Origin of the sequence: Enterobacter hormaechei subsp. hoffmannii (assembly GCF_001729745.1) — a bacterium.
Lineage (GTDB): Bacteria > Pseudomonadota > Gammaproteobacteria > Enterobacterales > Enterobacteriaceae > Enterobacter > Enterobacter intestinihominis.
Genome location: NZ_CP017186.1, coordinates 2,157,896 through 2,175,372, shown reverse-complemented (window position 1 = coordinate 2,175,372; position 17,477 = coordinate 2,157,896). Strand labels below are relative to the sequence as shown.

Here is a 17,477-nt window from a genome sequence, read left to right as displayed (position 1 = left end):
AAGAGCGCGGCTATTAAACGTGATCCTCATCACGGTTGCAAGCATGTTAATAGTTCATTGCAATTTCTGACCTGTTAAGCCCTCACCGCACGGTGCTGCCTGTGCTTTTTAAAAAAAAGATGTATAGCATGTTGTAACTAACACTGATCTGTAAAAAACCCGGCAAACGCCGGGCATTATGATTAGCAGAGCGGTTTCACCGCCTCGCGCATGCCTTTGCTTAAAATTGCATCCAGATCCTGCGCAACCTGGTCTACCAGTCCGTTCACCAGAGTGAGATCCTGTTCCCAGTGCTCGCTCACGCTTAACACCGACGATACCAGTTCACGGGTAGTGACTTGTTTGTCGTGATGTTGCGTCCACAGCTGCTGGTAACGTTCAAGCCAGTGCGCATCGTCCTGCACCGGATAGCGCTCACCGTTGCGCTCGGCACGGTAAAATGCAATCAGCGCCGCCAGGGCAAAGGTCAGACGTGCTGGCAGTTCACCGGTCGCCTTCTGCCCTGCCAGCAGTTGCGGCAGAATGCGGGTGCGGTACTTGGTCATCCCGTTCAGTGCAATCGACAGCAGCTGATGCTTAATGTACGGATTACGAAAACGCCTCGTTACGGCACTGGCGAAGGAGTGCAGCTCATCGCGCGGCAGATCCAGGACCGGAATAATCTCCTCATAAATAGCCTTCTCTACGAATGCGCAAATCTCCCCGTCGTTCATGGCTTCCCCTACCGTATCCAGCCCGGCCTGAAAAGCGACCGGAACCAGCGCCGTGTGTGCGCCGTTGAGGATCGCCACCTTACGCTCTTTATAAGGCTTGATATCGTCAACAATCAGGACGTTGAGCGGGTATTTATCCAGGCGCAATTCAGCTGAAAGTGATTTTGGCCCCTGAATAACAAACAGGTAGAAATGTTCTGCCGTGTCGAGGAAGCTGTCGTGATAGCCCAGCCCGGCTTCCAGCTCTGCCACCTCATCACGCGGATAGCCGGTAACAATGCGGTCAACCAGCGTCGAGCAGAAGGTGTTAGCGTTATTCAGCCACGCAATGAATGCCGCTGGCAGCGCCCACTCCTGTGCATAGCGCAGCACCAGTTCACGCAGGGTATCGCCGTTGTAGTCGATAAGCTCACAAGGAATGATGATCCAGCCTTTATCCGCAGCCCCGTTAAAGTGGGTAAAGCGTTCGAACAGCAGACGCGTCAGTTTGGCCGGATAGCTGACAGCTGGCGCATCGTCAAACTTATCGCCCGCGTGATAGCCGATCCCCGCCTCCGTGGTATTGGAGAAGACAAACCGCATCTCCGGGTTATGGGCGAGTTTCAGGAATTCATCGTACTGGCTGTAGACGCTGATTTCACGATTCACGGAACGAATAAGACGCGCATCGCTTACCGCTTCCCCCTCCTCATTCAGACCACGAATAATCGTGGTATACAGACCATCCTGGGTGCTCAGCGACGGCGGAAAATCACTCTGGATCGGCCGCACAATCACCACACCTGCATTGAGATCGGTATGCTCGTTTAAGAGGTCGATTTGCCAGTCAACGAACGCGCGGAGGAAGTTACCTTCGCCAAACTGGATGATACGTTCAGGGTAGCGCGCACCGGGGAAATCACGACGGTTGAGTGTGTTCACAATGGAGGTCCTTTATGATTAGTCATACAGCCTGATAAGATTGGTGTGATAACTTATCAAAACTTCAGGACCAGAACCCCTGTCTGGATCAACTCAGGACGCGATGGTGAAAAATATCAAATAAATTTATAGAACACCGAGGTCGCCGTCATGTCCCCGTTCGGCATCAGGGCGTAGCGTGGGATCTCCCCCGCCTTTTGCCAGCCCGCTCTCTGATAAAATGTCTCCGCGCCGCTGCCGGTCGAGGTAACAAGCACCAGCACCGTAAGCGCTTTTTCACGCGCAACCGTCTCCACGGCTTCCATCAGCGCCATTGCCGCACCTTTACGGCGCGCCTTCTCATGTACCAGAAGTTTCGCGACATCTGCGCGGTGCGGCTGGTTTTCCGGCTGGTCGGTGATCAGCTGGACCGTGCCAACCAGCCCCTGCTCCGCGTCAAAACAGCCCAGGACGGTACGCTCGTCGCGCCCGACGCTGTCTGCGACGCCGAGCCAGAAGGTTTGGGCTTTCTCGGGAGAAAAAGGCAGCATAAAGCTGACGGAGGCGCCGCCGTTGACACAGTTGACGAGAATATCGCTCAGGGCATCAATGTGGGTGAGGATGTCCTGTTGGGAGAGAGGTTTAATCAGCATGGGAGAGTTCATTGCGCGTCCTTAGGTTGAATCTCTCCACTTTGCTATTAACATTTTTGTTACGCAATAAGCGATGACATAGGATTTCGTTATGTCATTTTTCGCCGTGATGTTGCCGCTTCATGGCGTACATTTGCGCATCCGCGTGTTTTAACCACGCCTGCATATCGTTGCGGTGATGATCGAACTCGCTCAGCCCCCAGGAGAACTGTAACGACCAGGGATGCAGCTGACGCGCGTTATACTTCTCCGTTTGTTCGACAAGATACTGCATGGCGATCCAGGCGCCAGGCTCATCGGTATCCGCAAACAGCACCGCGAACTCATCTCCCCCGAAACGTACCAGCATATCGGCCTCGCGGAATGAGGAGCGCATCAGGGCGGCCATCGCTTTCAGGGCTTTGTCGCCCTCCTGATGCCCGAAGCGATCGTTAATGGTTTTGAAATGGTCCAGATCCAGCCAGCCAAGCGTTAACGGTTCTGCCCTACGCTGCGAAACCGACAGTGCAAACTGCGCAAACTGGTTAAACCCGCGTCGGTTAAACAGGCCCGTGAGTTCATCGGTCGTGGCGGCGCTAACGGCTGCAAATTCATCTTCTGCCAGCGCGCTGAGATCGGCCAGTACGGCGGAATCCGCAGCGGTAAACTCACGCGGTGCGTAATCAATGAGACACAACGATCCTACGCACGCCCCGTCACGTAAACGCAGCGGGAAACCGGCATAAAAGCGCACGCCCGGATCTCCCGCCACCTGCGGATTATCCGCAAAGCGTTCGTCCAGCAGCGTGTCAGCCACCACCAGCGGCGCGTCACCCAGGATCGTATGACCACAAAACGAGAGATCGCGAGGCTGGCTGGCGAGTGCCCGCCCGTCGGCAGATTTCACGATCGCAGCGTGGTCATCCACCAGCGTAATCATCGCCAGCGGCACCCTGAAAAAGCGTGTTGCCAGCCGCGTGAGACGATCAAACGCGGGATAATTGTCGATCTCAAGCAGACCGGACTCGCGCAGCGCATTCATGCGCTCCGTTTCATTCACGGGAATTAGAGGTGCTTTCATGACGTCTCCTGACGCTGAGCATTAGTAAAAGCGTAGCTTAAACAGAGACATTGTCAGTTCAGGAGGCACGATTTACCTCAATGACCAGCCAATGATGGATCACGTTGACGATATACTGTTGCTGCTGCGCACTCAGCGGCACGCCCTGCGGGATAGCATGCCACTTAGCCAGACAGCCCCGGCAGCAGGTTGCCGTGGCATGCTGGGCGATAAAAACCGGATGGCCGCGCATCGGCGTCTGCTTACCGTCATTCACCGGGTGTGCAGGCGCCAGCCGCGCGGCGACAAAATCAGCGGCATGCTTATCGATAGTGTCCGCGCCCTTATCCCAGCAGTATTGCCGCTCTTTCATCCCTAAATGAAATCGTGAACGAAACGTGGAGCGAGCCAGGCGCGTGAACAGAGGATCTAACGTGGACATCAGTATACGGACCGTCCAAGGCGTTTGGTCAGCTGTTCCAGCGCCGCGACGCCCGCCAGTGAGTTGCCGGTCTCGTCCAGTTCCGGGCTCCAGACGGCAATCGCCATCTCGTGCGGAACAATGGCCACGACGCCACCGCCAACGCCGGATTTAGCCGGCAGCCCCACGCGCCAGGCAAACTCCCCGGCGTTCTGATACATTCCGCTGGTTGCCATTAAGGCGTTGATCTGCCGGGCCTGCATCGGGGAGACAACGTCCTCGTCCAGATGCGGGGCATGGCCCTGATGCGCCAGAAACAGAAAAGTCTGCGCCAGTTCAACGCAGTTCATCTTCAGGGCGCAGTAATGAAAATAGTTTTGCAGAACCGTGGCGACATCATTATGAAAGTTGCCGAAGGACTTCATCAGCCAGGCGATGGCGGCGTTACGTGCAGAGTGTTCAAACTCAGAGCGCGCTACCACCGGATCGTAGGCGATGTCCTGCACGCCGGAAAGCTGCCGCACAATCTGGAGCATACGCTGGCGCGGCGCGCTCAGACGGCTTTGCAGCATATCGCACACCACCAGCGCCCCGGCGTTGATAAACGGGTTGCGCGGCTTACCCTGTTCGATTTCAAGCTGGAGAAGGGAGTTGAAGGGCTGACCGGAGGGATCTTTGCCCACCCGCTGCCAGATCTCCTGCTCGTCATACTGGCGCATGGCGGCAACGAGGCTAAGCACTTTTGAGATCGACTGAATTGAAAAGCGCTCCAGTGCATCTCCCGCCTGAAAACGCTGCCCGTCGACAGTACAAATGGCGATGCCGAGCTTATTACCGCTGATCGAGGCCAGCGCGGGAATGTAATCGGCAACCTTACCCTGCCCCAGTAACGGACGAACCTGCGCCAGAATCTCGTCCAGCATCTCATTATGGATGACCGCAGCCACACTTTGCTCCTTGCCCTCAGGCTAAAACGGGCTGCGAGTATAACAGAGGCTTATACGTCACGTCAGGCAGGGAGACGAAAACGCGAGACGGCCTGCAACAAAAGATCTGACTCCCGATGCAGGCGCTCAGAGGCATTCGACGCTTCGCTAACCAGCACATCTGTCTGACGCGATACCTGATTCAGCGCCTGAAGTTGGCGCGTCATCTGATGAATGCTTTCCCCCTGATTTAGAGTGGCCAGCGAAATATCATTCAGCAGGCTACTCAGATTGGCCACCAGCCCGGTGACCTGCTGGAGATTTTCTTCCAGACGGTTTACCACCTGAGAACCTTCTTCAATGCCCTGTAGCGAGTGGTTAATTAGCGACTGGATGGTTTGCGTAGAGTGACTGCTTTTTCTGGCCAGCAGCCCCACTTCACGGGCGACCACCGCGAACCCGCGCCCCTGTTCTCCCGCATGGGCGGCTTCAATGGCAGCGTTGAGGGCCAGAATATTGGTCTGAAACGCCACGCTGTCGATCATGGCGACGATCCCACGCATCTCTGAGGATCGGTCGACGATCGTCTGCATTGAGCCATTCACCGCTGTCATCATTTGCTCCCCGCCGACGGCAGCCTGTCGGGCTTCATCCGCGCGCGAGCGGGCGAGTTTTGCATAACCCGTGTTCCCCTCAACGTGGTTTTCGAGATCGGCGATATGCGCGGTCACCTCCTCCAGCTCTTTGGCCTGTCGCGTGGACTGCTGATAAAGCTTCTGGTTCCCCTGCGCAAGTGACCCGATATTTTCGACCATAGAGGTAGTGGCCTCGCTGACCTGAGTCACCAGTTGCTGGAGCCCGCGCTGCATGGCGGTAATACTGCCGCTGAGCTGGCTGATTTCACTGTTAAAACGCACAACGTCAGGGGGTATTCCCGACAAATCCCCTGCCGCAAGCTGGTTAATATGGACAATCAGACGGCGTAGCGGGGATATCACCCATTTCGCCATTGCAAACCAGACGGCAATGGCAATAGCCAGCAGCACCAGCGGCGCAAACAGGAACAGCCGTTGCAGGCCTGAGAGTTGTTCCATGAGCGACTGACGCCCCTGTATCGCCTGCTTCTCACTCCGTTGCTGATAACGTGCAAAGTTGTCATTAAAATCGGTCTGAAACGCCTGGGCGGGTACGGCGAAAAAGAGGTCGATGCTGTTGGTTTTCACCAGCCCTTCCGCCTGCTCGCTAATGGCACCGAAGAACAGCTGATAGCTATTAACAAGCCCCTCGTCCTGCGGAGGATTAAGCGCGAGCCAGGCTTGCCATGCCTGCTGAGACGCCGCCAGGGATTTTTGCGCCTCGTCCATCAGGCTATGCCAGCTCCCTTCCGAACCGGTCTCTTTATCCTGCATAAAGTACACCCCGGAGCGGTTGAGCAGATCGCTCGCCGCAAGCAGCGAAATACGCGCCTGATCCAGTCTGCTCTGTTGCTGCCAGGCCAGCTGATTGCGCTGTTCGTTACGCTGGGCTTGATTCAGGGAAGCGGTAAGCAGGAAGGAGGATGAAAGTTGCAGGGCGGAGAAAAGGCCGATAATACAAAAGATGCCGGTCAGCAGGCCAAACTGACGAGGAAAAAAGCGCTGCGCAAGACGACGAAAAATTTGCGTTAGGTTCATAATTTTCTTCTGTAACAATACGTTAGACGCGAGCGAGTCTACGAAACGAAAATGACAGAACCATTGCAAAATAATGACAGGAAACGTGAATTGCCGGGTAGCGGCCTTGCCCTACCCGGCATCAACATTACACGCGATCCTTCCAGACCGTCTGAACGTTACAGAACTCATGCAGACCGAAATGTGAAAGCTCTCGCCCGAAGCCGCTCTTCTTCACTCCGCCAAACGCAACGCGCGCATCGCTTGCGCTGTAGCCATTGATAAAGACTCCGCCGCACTCCAGCTCGCGAGAGAAGGTTTCAGCCAGCGCATCGTTCGCGGTAAAGACCGTCGCTGATAAGCCAAAGTCGCTGTCGTTAGCCAGCTGCAACGCGTGCGACGCATCATTGGCGACGGTAATCGCAGCCACCGGGCCAAACAGCTCCTGACGGAAGGCCGTCATCTGTGGGGTGACGTCGCCGAGTACGGTTGGCGCATAAAAGTTACCGGTCCCGGCAAGCTTCTCGCCGCCGAGCAGCAGGGTCGCCCCTTCCGCCAGCGTAGCCTGTACCTGCTGATGCAGTTCATCGCGAAGATCAAATCGCGCCATCGGGCCAATATAGTTATCTTCCTCATCCGGTGCGCCCATTTTCAGCGCCTTGACCGCGTCAACAAAGCGTTGGGTAAAGGTGTCCGCCACGCCCGCTTCCACAATAAAGCGTTTCGCCGCCGCGCAAACTTGTCCGGTATTCTGATAACGTCCGGCCACGGCCGCGTTGACAGCCAGATCCAGATCGGCATCATTCAGAACGATAAACGGATCGGAGCCGCCCAGCTCCAGCACGCATTTCTTCAGCGCCGCGCCCGCCTGCGCGCCAATTGCCGCACCAGCCCGAACGCTGCCGGTTACGGTCACCGCCGCGATACGCCGATCGTTAATCGCCTGGCTGACGCCGTCATTTGTCGCGTTCACCCAGCCAAAGATCCCCTCCGGGAAACCGGCATCCGCGAACACCTTCCCGATAAGCTCCGCCGAGCCGAGCACATTTGGTGCATGTTTAAGAAGATAGCTGTTCCCTGCCAGCAGGATCGGCACCGCACCGCGCAGCACCTGCCAGAGCGGGAAGTTCCACGGCATCACCGCCAGAATAGGCCCCAGCGGACGGTACTCAATCACCGCATTGTCGACCTGGGTAGATTCCGGGCGCAGCATTGCCGGGCCGTATTCAGCGTACCAGTCGCAAAGGCTGGCGGACTTAGCCACCTCCGCACGCGCCTGCCCAATGGGCTTGCCCATCTCCCGGGAGATAGTCTGCGCCATCTCTTCCGCACGGCTACGCAGCGCCGCACCCAGATCGCGAAGTTTTTGCGCCCGGTGCGCCACGCTTTCGCGTCGCCACTGACGAAAACCGGTATCCGCCTGCGCAATGGCACGCTCAACGTCACCGGACGTTGCCCACGGGTAAGCAGCCAGCGTTTCGCCGGTAGCCGGGTTGACAGAGTAGGCATGGGTAGCAGATGAATACGTCATGAAGTTCTCCATGTAATAACAGTTGATTGATTGTGGCCCACTCTGCTATTTCTTAAAAATGAATAATACTCACCACCTTGTTCACGAATCGAGAACGGCATGGACTTAACACAGCTTGAGATGTTTAACGCCGTCGCACTGACCGGCAGCATTACCCAGGCGGCGCAGAAGGTACACCGGGTGCCGTCAAACCTCACCACCCGCATCCGACAGCTTGAAGCGGATCTCGGTGTGGAGCTGTTTATTCGCGAGAATCAGCGCCTGCGGCTTTCCCCCGCCGGGCACAATTTTTTGCGCTACAGCAAGCAGATCCTGGCGCTGGTCGACGAAGCGCGAATGGTCGTCGCCGGGGATGAACCGCAGGGATTATTCTCGCTCGGCGCGCTGGAAAGTACCGCCGCCGTACGCATTCCGGAAAGTCTGGCGCGGTTTAATCAGCGCTATCCGCGCATTCAGTTTGCGTTATCCACCGGGCCTTCCGGTACGATGATTGACGGTGTGCTTGAGGGGACGCTCAGCGCCGCCTTTGTCGACGGGCCGCTCTCACACCCCGAACTGGAAGGAATGCCGGTTTACCGGGAAGAGATGATGCTGGTCACCCCTGCGGGCCATGCGGAAGTGTCAAAAGCCACGCAGGTGAGCGGTAGCGAGGTTTATGCCTTTCGCGCCAACTGTTCCTACCGGCGTCATCTGGAGAGCTGGTTTCATGCTGACCGCGTAACGCCGGGAAGGATCCACGAGATGGAGTCCTACCACGGGATGCTCGCCTGCGTGATTGCCGGGGCAGGCATTGCGCTGATGCCCCGCTCCATGCTGGAGAGCATGCCGGGGCATCATCAGGTGGCGGCGTGGCCGCTGGCGGAAAACTGGCGCTGGCTCACCACCTGGCTGGTGTGGCGACGCGGGGCGATGACCCGCCAGCTTGAGGCGTTTATAGGGCTGCTAAACGAACGTCAGCCACCAGTGTCTTCTCCATAAACAGGCTCAGCGGATCCTCGTTGTAGGGGGCAAACGCGGGGCGCCGTTCGTATCCACACTGTTGATACAGACGAATGGCGGCATGTTGTTTGATCCCCGTCTCCAGCCGGACGGTGTGGCAGCAGCGGCTGAGGGCTTCATCTTCCAGCGCCGCCAGTAATTTATCACCCAGCCGTTGCCCGCGATGGGTTGGATCAATATAGACCCGTTTCATTTCCCCGGTCCCGTCCCCGTTCAAAACAACAGCGCCACACCCGACAGCGTTAAGCTGAGTGTCACGAATAATCATCAGGATCAGCGAGTCGTCCGGCAGTTCGGTTAAATCCAGCAGATGATTACTTTCCGCGGGATAGAGAACGCTTTGATAACGGTCCAGCGCCGTAATCAGGGCGAGAATATCTGGATGATGGGCGGATTCAGCGGTAATAGAATACATGGCAGGCTCCTTGTCGTTTTCGTTCAACATACCGCCCGCCCTGTATACCGGCGTCATAGTTTTTAATGATGACCGTAATCCTGGAGACGAAGGAAAATTTTCCCCTTCATATACAGCGTGGCCTGGCCGCCAATCAGCACACGGTCGCCTTTCAGCTCACAGCGCAGATCCCCGCCACGGGAGGAGACCTGGCGGGCCAACATCTGCGTTTTGCCAAGCTTTTCGCTCCAGTACGGGATCAGCATGCTGTGCGCTGATCCCGTCACCGGATCCTCCGGGACCCCTTCCCCCGGGCAGAAGAAGCGGCTGACGAAATCATACTCATCTCCCGGCGCCGTAACGCAGACCATTTTCCCCAGCGGGAGCATGGCTGTGATATCCGGCGTCAGCGCCTCCACCTGCCGCTGGCTGTCGAGCACCACGATGTAATCGCGCCCCACACGCACCTCTTTTGCCGCGTTAATGCCCAGCGCGCTGAATAGCACTGCGGGTGGAGTATCGACAACCTCGGTTGACCACGCCGGGAAATTCAGCGTCAGCCAGTCGCCGCTGCGTTGTACCGTCAGTTCGCCGACAAAGCGCGTGGTGAAGGTGATTTCCGTATGTGGATAATCCAGGTATTCGAAAATAACGTGAGAAGCCGCGAGGGTTGCGTGGCCGCAGAGGTTAATTTCATCCTGCGTGGTAAACCAGCGCAGTTCAAACCCGTTATCCGTTCGGACAAAGAACGCCGTCTCTGACTGATTATGCTGCTTCGCCATCTTCAGCAGCGTCTCATCCGGCAGCCACGCTTCCAGCGGACACACCGCCGCCGCATTGCCGCCGAACACCCTGTCGCTGAAGGCATCCACCAGATAAAAATCAATTTCCTGCATCGTTGGTTCCTCTTAGATTTATTCAGCGCAGAAATACTGTGCCCTTCAGATACAGCGCCGCCTGCCCGCCCATCCGCACGCGGTCGCCTTTCAGTTCGCAGCGTACGTCGCCACCACGGGCAGAAACCTGACGGGCAAACATCTGTGTTTTGCCAAGCTGTTCACTCCAGTAAGGGATCAGCATGGTGTGCGCGGAGCCGGTGACAGGATCTTCCGGCACGGCCACGCCCGGCGAGAAGAAACGACTGACAAAGTCGTATTCCCCCTCGTCCTGGGCGGTGACGGCCACTTTATGCTCCCCCGGCGTCATGGCGGAGAAATCCGGATTAATGGCTTCCACCTGCTCGCGGCTCTCCAGTACCAGCACCCAGGCGCGGCCTTTTCGCGCCTCGACGTAGTGGCTGATACCGAGTGCGGTGAGCATCTCCGGTGGCGGCGTCTGTGCCTGCGTCGGGCAGGCCGGGAAGTCCAGCGTCATCCAGTCACCTTCACGGCTGACGTTCAGGCGACCAGAAGCGGTGTCAAAATGAAGGCGTGAGTCCGGATAATCCAGTTCGTTAAACAGAACATACGCCGCGGCAAGCGTCGCGTGACCACACAGATTAACCTCGGTGAGCGTGGTGAACCAGCGCAGCTCAATCCCCCCTTTGGTGCACACAAAAAACGCGGTTTCCGACTGGTTATGCTGTTGTGCCATCCGCAGTAACGTCTCATCCGGTAGCCACGCGTCGAGCGGGCACACCGCCGCCGGGTTGCCGCCAAAGGAGGACTCGCTGAACGCATCTACCAGATAAAAATCAATCTCCTGCATTGTGTTACCGCCTGTTTTTGTTGTGTTGTTCTTTATCTTCAATGAAAACAACCGCGTTCGCTACCGCTGCATGAAGGTAAATTTTGTGATTCACATCACATAACGGTTGAGTTTTCGCCGTTTAAGGCTTTAAGATCGTCTCCTCATCTTTCAGGCAACGAATCCCAGATATCCCTATGACAACACACACGGTTTCCCGCAGGGTCGCGTGGCTACGCGTGGTCACGCTCGCCATCGCAGCGTTTATTTTCAACACCACGGAATTTGTTCCGGTTGGGCTGCTGTCCGACATTGCAGCCAGCTTCCATATGGAAACGGCACAGGTTGGCATTATGCTGACCATCTATGCATGGGTGGTAGCGCTGATGTCGCTGCCGTTTATGCTGCTGACCAGCCAGATGGAACGTCGTAAGCTGCTGATTGGGCTGTTTGTGGTGTTCATAGCCAGCCATGTGCTGTCATTTATGGCATGGAACTTTACGGTGCTGGTGATCAGCCGCGTCGGCATCGCGTTTGCCCATGCCGTTTTCTGGTCGATCACCGCATCGCTCGCCATTCGTCTCGCCCCGGCGGGGAAACGCGCCCAGGCGTTGAGCCTGATTGCCACCGGAACGGCGCTGGCGATGGTGTTAGGCCTGCCGATCGGGCGCATTGTGGGTCAATACTTCGGCTGGCGCACCACCTTCTTTGCCATCGGCATGGGGGCGCTGATCACCCTGGTGTGTCTGATCAAACTGCTGCCAAAACTGCCCAGCGAACACTCCGGCTCGCTGAAAAGTCTGCCGCTGCTGATGCGTCGACCAGCGCTGATGAGCATCTATCTGCTGACCGTGATTGTGGTGACCGCCCATTACACGGCCTACAGCTATATTGAGCCGTTTGTTCAGGTTGTGGCGGGCTTTAGCGCTAACTTCGCCACCGTTCTGCTGCTGATCCTGGGCGGCGCGGGTATTATCGGCAGTATCCTGTTCGGGAAGCTGGGCAATAAGCACGCGTCTGCGCTTGTAAGCAGTGCGATTAGCCTGCTGCTGGCGTGCCTGCTGTTACTGATGCCTGCGGCAGGCAGCGAGAGTCATCTGGCGATCCTCAGTCTGTTCTGGGGCGTGGCGATCATGATTATTGGTCTGGGAATGCAGGTCAAAGTGCTGGCCCTGGCCCCGGACGCCACGGACGTGGCAATGTCGCTGTTCTCGGGAATTTTCAATCTGGGAATTGGGGCCGGTGCGCTGGTGGGAAATCAGATCAGCCTGCATGTATCGATGTCGGCCATTGGCTATCTCGGGGCGATTCCCGCGCTGATTGCGCTGATCTGGTCGGTGCTTATCTTCCGTAAATGGCCGGTCGCGATGGAAGAACAGACCAGCCACGGTTGACGTTAGTTGTGCCGGGTGGCGGCTTCGGCCTACCCGGCCTAGGTTATTACGGACTTGTAGGCCGGGTAAGCGCAGCGCCACCCGGCAATGTCCTCAGTGATACGTCTTAATGATCTCCAGCACGCCGTTAATAATAAACTGCACGCCCATACAGACCAGCAGGAAGCCCATCAGACGGGAGATAGCTTCAATCCCCCCCTTGCCCACCCAGCGCATAATCGCCCCGGAGCTGCGCAATGACCCCCAGACGATAATGGCGATAAGCGCAAAAATGATCGGCGGCGCAACGGTAATAACCCAGTGCGGAAAAGTAACACCATCACGCACCGTTGAGGCGGAACTGATGATCATCGCAATCGTTCCCGGCCCCGCCGTGCTCGGCATGGCTAACGGCACAAACGCGATATTGGCGCTCGGTTCGCTTTCAAGCTCCTCCGATTTGCTTTTGGCTTCCGGCGATTCATGCACTTTATGCGCCGGGAACAGCATCCGGAAACCAATAAACGCCACAATCAGCCCACCGGCGATACGCAGACCGGGAATCGAAATACCAAAAGTATTCATCACCAGTTGTCCGGCGTAATAAGCCACCATCATAATCGCGAAGACGTAGACGGAGGCCATCCTCGACTGCTGGTTGCGCTCCGCGCTGTTCATGTTACCCGCCAGCCCCAGAAAGAGCGCCACGGTCGTTAACGGGTTCGCCAGCGGAAGCAACACCACCAGCCCAAGCCCCACTGCTTTAATCAAATCCAACATAATGCACCGCAGTCCTTATCCTTATTCATTACCGCAATTATAGGGGGAAAGTCTCGTCCTGAGCTATCCGCGCAACGTAACCATAATTGTCCCGCGTAACTAATAACCCCAGATTATCTATATGATTTAAAAGCGTACAGAAAAAGTTCCTGAAGCGTTTTAGCAATTCGTGGCATCGGCTGATCCATTCAGTTGACTTATACTTGCCTGAGCAATAATATCTGCCGTGACTAAACTACTTGCCAGGGCAACCATTGTGAAAAGCACCAGTGATCTCTTTAACGACATAATCCCACTGGGTCGTCTTATTCATATGGTTAACCAGAAAAAAGATCGCCTGCTCAATGACTACCTGTCACCGCTGGATATCACCGCAACACAGTTCAAAGTGCTGTGTTCCATTCGCTGCGAAGTGTGTATCACGCCGGTTGAGCTGAAAAAGGTGCTCTCTGTCGATCTGGGTGCGTTGACCCGCATGCTGGATCGTCTCGTCTGCAAAGGATGGATAGAACGAAGCCCTAACCCGAATGACAAACGTGGCGTACTGGTGAAACTGACCAGCGATGGCGCGGCCATGTGTGAGCAATGTCATCAATTAGTAGGACAAACACTGCACCAGGAACTGACAAAAAACTTAACGGCAGATGAAGTGGCAACGCTTGAGCTTTTACTCAAGAAAATCCTGCCGTAAACAGAAAAAGAGGTATGACGATGTCCAGACGCAATACTGACGCTATCACCATTCATAGCATTTTGGACTGGATCGAAGATAACCTGGAATCTCCACTTTCCCTTGAGAAAGTGTCTGAGCGTTCAGGTTACTCAAAATGGCACCTGCAACGGATGTTTAAAAAAGAGACCGGCCATTCATTAGGACAATATATTCGCAGCCGTAAGCTGACGGAGATTGCCCAAAAACTGAAAGAAAGCAATGAGCCGATCCTCTATCTGGCGGAACGTTACGGATTTGAATCGCAACAAACCCTGACGCGTACGTTCAAGAACTACTTTGACGTGCCGCCTCATAAGTACCGTATTACCAGTATGCCGGGTGAATCCCGTTATCTGTATCCGCTAAAACATTGCAGTTAATCATCGCCTGTTAAGACGTAACCGAGGAAATCATGAAATTTATCGCCTCCGCCGCCCTCACCTTGCTGGTGCTGGTTTCCGGCCAGAGCTTCGCGGAGCAAACCCCCAGTGCGGGGCAGCAAAATAATCGTGACACCATGATTATGCCGTCCACGCAAAACCAGTCGCCCTGGGACTTCAATCACATGGGCGCTGGCAGCGACAAATCCGACGAATTAGGCGTGCCGTATTATAATCACGACCTGTAATTCGTTTTTGCCCCGCTAATGCGGGGCTTTTTTCTGCCTTAACTCCGCACCCGCGTCGCCCGACGCACCCGCAAGCCAAAGACGTTGATATACAGCCCGGCCATAATCAGCCCTGCGCCACACAGTTGCAGCGCGCTGAGCGTTTCATCCAGCAACAGTGCGGCGCTGGCAAGCCCGACTACCGGTACCAGCAGCGATAACGGCGCCACGCGCCAGGTTTCATAGCGTCCGAGCAGCGATCCCCAGATGCCGTAGCCAATGATTGAGGCGACTAATGCCAGGTAGATCAGCGACAAAATGGTCGTCAGGTCGATCTCCACCAGGCTTTTCAGCATCACCTGCGGACCATCCAGAATAAACGACGCGGCCATAAACGGCACAATGGGGATCAACGCGCTCCAGACCACCAGCGACATGATCCCAGGACGCGACTCATGCTGCATTATCAGCTTGTTAAAGATGTTGCCGCACGCCCAGCTCAGCCCCGCCGCCAGGGTGAGCATAAAGCCCAGCAGCGCGACATGCTGACCGTTGAGGCTGCCTTCTATCAGCACCAGCACGCCAAAGACCGCAAGGCTAATGCCCGCCAGCTGTTTGCCCTGCAAACGTTCGCCAAAGACAAACGCGCCGAGAATAATGGTAAAGAAAGCCTGCACCTGAAGCACCAGCGAAGCCAGACCCGCAGGCATACCGAATTTGATAGCGCAAAAAAGAAACGCAAACTGACCAAAGCTGATGGTGAGGCCGTAGCCCAGCAGAAGCTTCAGGGGAATCTTTGGGCGGGCAACGAAAAGCAGCGCCGGGAAGGCCACCAGCAGGAAGCGCAGACCCGCCAGCATGAGTGGAGGCATGTTGTGCAACCCCATTTTGATGACCACAAAATTGAGTCCCCACACCACGACAACCAGTAACGCTAACAGCCCGTCTTTCCGCGTCATTTTCCGCCCCTGAATTATTAAATTTTTGTAAACACTTCAAGGTAACAGAAAAAATACCCCCGCGAGAAGATCATTAATTCTGGTACTGAGGAGAAGCACTTGCGGATAAATTGGGTGCTATACAAGCTGCCGATCCCATGATAATCCTGTAATAACACAACAAAAAAAAGCATAAGCATTTGTCGGGCAGGAAAATGAAACCATCAATCAGGCGCTCAACCGCAGCGCTACTGGCATCGTCATTGTTATTAACAATTGGCCGCGGGGCAACGCTGCCCTTTATGACCATATATCTCACACGCGTGTACGATATGAGCGTGGAGAATATTGGCTATGCCCTTACCGTGGCATTGACCATTGGCGTGGTGTTTAGCCTGGGGTTTGGCATCCTGGCGGACAAGTTCGACAAAAAACGCTATATGCTGGTCGCCATCGTGGCCTTTATCGCCGGGTTTGTGGCCATTCCGCTGGTGAATAGCGTGACGCTGGTGGTGTTGTTCTTTGCCCTGATTAACTGCGCCTATTCCGTCTTCTCAACGGTGCTGAAAGCGTGGTTTGCCGACGTGCTGACCTCCAGCGAAAAGGCGCGCGTTTTCTCACTCAACTACAGTTTCCTGAACATCGGCTGGACGATTGGGCCGCCGGTTGGCACTCTACTGGTGATGTACAGCCTGCAACTGCCGTTCTGGCTGGCGGCCTTCTGCGCCGCACTGCCGCTCGGGTTTATCCATTTCTTTGTGCAGAAAAGCGTAGCGTCTGACAGCGTGGAGGAAAAAGCGCCGTGGCAGCCCTCGGTGCTGCTGAAGGACCGGGCGCTGTTCTGGTACACGCTCTCCGGCCTGCTGGCGTCCTATGTGGGCGGATCGTTCGCCAGCTGCATTTCCCAGTATGTCCTCGCCGCGTATGCGGACAGCGATTTCGCAGAAAAGGTGGTGGCCGTTGTGTTGCCCGTCAACGCAGTGGTGGTGGTCACCCTGCAATACGCGCTTGGCCGCAAGATCTCCGCAAGCAACATCCGCCCGCTAATGACAGCCGCAACGCTCTTTTTCATCCTAGGGCTGGGCGGGTTTATGCTTTCCGGCGAGAACCTGCTTTACTGGGGGATTGCGGCGGCGATTTTCACCCTGGGTGAAATTATTTATGCCCCGGGTGAATACATGCTGATCGACAATATCGCCCCGCCGGGCATGAAGGCGAGCTACTTCTCCGCCCAGGCGCTGGGCTGGCTGGGCGCGGCGGCGAACCCGATGATCACCGGGCTCATCCTGACCCATCTGCCGCACTGGTCGTTATTTATTATTATGATGGCCGCCATTATTGCGGCGTGGCTGATGGTTTTGCGCGGGATGCGCGTGAAAAGTGAAGATAGCGTGTCGGGTGGCGCTGCGCTTACCCGACCTACGAAACCCTAATCCCACGCCGGGTAAGGCTAAGCCCCCACCCGGCAAATCCAACAGCCTAGTGGTGCAACATCTCCTCCACCACCTGCTCTTTGTACATCTCGTTCGGGTAGTAGGTCGGCCAGTTATCCATCTCTTTCAGCAGCGCCTCGTGGGAGGTGTTGCCCATAAAGATATGGAAGTGTGAAGAGGCTTTCGGCCCGATGGTATGATCGCTGAACTGCACAAACTTAGGCGCCTGGCTTGCCTTATCCTTACATTCAAACAGGTAGCGCACGCCTTTTTTCCCCGACGCATAGGTCAGAATTTTATAGCCGCTGTAGTCGTAGCGGCAGCTGCTCACCGTTTTGCCTCTGTGGAATTCCATCACGTTGTTTTCAATGCCGATGGCGTCCACGTCCGTCGCGTAGCCCTTACGGTAGTAGGCTTTCACCTCGGCAGCGGATTTATCCCCCTTCTGCGCTTTCTTTTCGAAAACCGGATCCAGCGAACCATCAAGCAGGAACGGGTAAACGGACTGCCAGGTCCCGTCCCAGTCAGACAGCGTCCTGTCCCTGACGTCTTTATCCTCAAAGACGCCGTTTGCCGCCTTCTGTTCCGCCTCCGTCATCTGATGACCGTGCGAATGGGCAAAAAGCGAGCCGCTTACCAGCAGCGTTCCCAGAGTCAGCGCAATTTTTCCAAGTTGTGCAGCCACAGCAAAACCCTCATTCCGTGTTATAAGAATGAGGA

General features: G+C 55.9%; 19 protein-coding genes. 6 read left to right on the top strand and 13 right to left on the bottom strand.

Features of this window, described 5'->3' with window-relative positions; all coding sequences use genetic code 11:
* Positions 1–182 precede the first annotated feature (182 nt).
* The 7 genes from BFV65_RS10200 to sad all read right to left on the bottom strand — a co-directional run bounded on the left by BFV65_RS10200 (position 183) and on the right by sad (position 7,835).
* On the bottom strand, positions 183–1,634 hold the full coding sequence (locus BFV65_RS10200) for a tagaturonate reductase (protein WP_069596558.1): 1,452 nt from the start codon (positions 1,632–1,634) through the stop codon (positions 183–185).
* A 116-nt stretch (positions 1,635–1,750) separates the two neighbouring features.
* Entirely contained in the window at positions 1,751–2,278 is a 528-nt protein-coding gene (locus BFV65_RS10195; protein ID WP_069596557.1) for a GNAT family N-acetyltransferase, read from the bottom strand.
* A gap of 82 nt (positions 2,279–2,360) precedes the next feature.
* A complete protein-coding gene (locus tag BFV65_RS10190; protein WP_022648115.1) occupies positions 2,361–3,326 on the bottom strand; it encodes a sensor domain-containing diguanylate cyclase in 966 nt (321 codons plus the stop codon).
* Positions 3,327–3,384: 58 nt separating this feature from the next.
* Positions 3,385–3,747, bottom strand: coding sequence for a DUF4186 domain-containing protein (locus tag BFV65_RS10185; protein WP_022648114.1), 363 nt, complete (start codon positions 3,745–3,747; stop codon positions 3,385–3,387).
* Positions 3,747–4,673 (bottom strand): glutaminase B, encoded by a 927-nt coding sequence (gene glsB, locus BFV65_RS10180; protein WP_022648113.1) that lies wholly within the window; start codon positions 4,671–4,673, stop codon positions 3,747–3,749. Before glsB ends, BFV65_RS10185 begins: the two co-directional genes overlap by 1 nt.
* Before the next feature lie 62 nt (positions 4,674–4,735).
* Positions 4,736–6,325, bottom strand: coding sequence for a methyl-accepting chemotaxis protein (locus tag BFV65_RS10175; RefSeq protein ID WP_069596556.1), 1,590 nt, complete (start codon positions 6,323–6,325; stop codon positions 4,736–4,738).
* A gap of 127 nt (positions 6,326–6,452) precedes the next feature.
* Entirely contained in the window at positions 6,453–7,835 is a 1,383-nt protein-coding gene (sad, locus tag BFV65_RS10170) for a succinate-semialdehyde dehydrogenase (RefSeq protein ID WP_069596555.1), read from the bottom strand.
* A gap of 99 nt (positions 7,836–7,934) precedes the next feature.
* Here sad and ptrR point away from each other — a divergent pair, with 99 nt between their 5' ends.
* Complete coding sequence (gene ptrR / locus BFV65_RS10165) at positions 7,935–8,813, top strand: putrescine utilization regulator PtrR (RefSeq protein ID WP_022648110.1); 879 nt, start codon at positions 7,935–7,937, stop codon at positions 8,811–8,813.
* Here ptrR and BFV65_RS10160 read toward each other — a convergent pair.
* From BFV65_RS10160 to BFV65_RS10150, 3 genes are all read right to left on the bottom strand, one after another.
* The gene (locus BFV65_RS10160; protein ID WP_032622224.1) at positions 8,767–9,249 is read right to left on the bottom strand and encodes a GNAT family N-acetyltransferase; all 483 of its coding nucleotides are present in this window, start codon (positions 9,247–9,249) and stop codon (positions 8,767–8,769) included. The genes ptrR and BFV65_RS10160 overlap by 47 nt on opposite strands.
* 62 nt (positions 9,250–9,311) lie before the next feature.
* Complete coding sequence (locus BFV65_RS10155) at positions 9,312–10,124, bottom strand: PhzF family phenazine biosynthesis protein (RefSeq protein WP_069596554.1); 813 nt, start codon at positions 10,122–10,124, stop codon at positions 9,312–9,314.
* Positions 10,125–10,146: 22 nt separating this feature from the next.
* The gene (locus BFV65_RS10150; protein ID WP_069596553.1) at positions 10,147–10,935 is read right to left on the bottom strand and encodes a PhzF family phenazine biosynthesis protein; all 789 of its coding nucleotides are present in this window, start codon (positions 10,933–10,935) and stop codon (positions 10,147–10,149) included.
* Between the two features lie 176 nt (positions 10,936–11,111).
* Here BFV65_RS10150 and BFV65_RS10145 point away from each other — a divergent pair, with 176 nt between their 5' ends.
* On the top strand, positions 11,112–12,308 hold the full coding sequence (locus BFV65_RS10145; protein WP_069596552.1) for a sugar transporter: 1,197 nt from the start codon (positions 11,112–11,114) through the stop codon (positions 12,306–12,308).
* A gap of 93 nt (positions 12,309–12,401) precedes the next feature.
* Here BFV65_RS10145 and BFV65_RS10140 read toward each other — a convergent pair whose 3' ends face one another.
* Complete coding sequence (locus BFV65_RS10140; RefSeq protein WP_045622746.1) at positions 12,402–13,067, bottom strand: MarC family NAAT transporter; 666 nt, start codon at positions 13,065–13,067, stop codon at positions 12,402–12,404.
* Positions 13,068–13,323: 256 nt separating this feature from the next.
* On the opposite strand from BFV65_RS10140, the gene marR reads away from it, so the two are divergent.
* From marR to marB, 3 genes are read left to right on the top strand one after another with little or no spacing between them, the layout of a single operon-like run.
* The gene (marR, locus tag BFV65_RS10135; RefSeq protein ID WP_020884159.1) at positions 13,324–13,758 is read left to right on the top strand and encodes a multiple antibiotic resistance transcriptional regulator MarR; all 435 of its coding nucleotides are present in this window, start codon (positions 13,324–13,326) and stop codon (positions 13,756–13,758) included.
* 20 nt (positions 13,759–13,778) lie between these two features.
* Positions 13,779–14,159 carry an MDR efflux pump AcrAB transcriptional activator MarA gene (gene marA / locus BFV65_RS10130; protein ID WP_001303241.1) on the top strand — a complete coding sequence of 127 codons (381 nt, stop codon included), beginning with the start codon at positions 13,779–13,781 and terminating at the stop codon, positions 14,157–14,159.
* 32 nt (positions 14,160–14,191) lie between these two features.
* On the top strand, positions 14,192–14,407 hold the full coding sequence (gene marB / locus BFV65_RS10125) for a multiple antibiotic resistance protein MarB (RefSeq protein WP_003857184.1): 216 nt from the start codon (positions 14,192–14,194) through the stop codon (positions 14,405–14,407).
* Between the two features lie 38 nt (positions 14,408–14,445).
* On the opposite strand, the gene eamA is transcribed toward marB, so the two are convergent.
* The gene (gene eamA / locus BFV65_RS10120; protein WP_023330139.1) at positions 14,446–15,345 is read right to left on the bottom strand and encodes an O-acetylserine/cysteine exporter; all 900 of its coding nucleotides are present in this window, start codon (positions 15,343–15,345) and stop codon (positions 14,446–14,448) included.
* A gap of 194 nt (positions 15,346–15,539) precedes the next feature.
* Between eamA and ydeE the strand changes: the two genes are divergently transcribed.
* On the top strand, positions 15,540–16,757 hold the full coding sequence (gene ydeE, locus BFV65_RS10115) for an efflux MFS transporter YdeE (protein WP_069596551.1): 1,218 nt from the start codon (positions 15,540–15,542) through the stop codon (positions 16,755–16,757).
* 46 nt (positions 16,758–16,803) lie between these two features.
* Here the strand turns inward: ydeE and zinT are convergent, their stop codons facing one another.
* Entirely contained in the window at positions 16,804–17,442 is a 639-nt protein-coding gene (gene zinT / locus BFV65_RS10110; RefSeq protein WP_069597098.1) for a metal-binding protein ZinT, read from the bottom strand.
* Positions 17,443–17,477 lie beyond the last annotated feature (35 nt).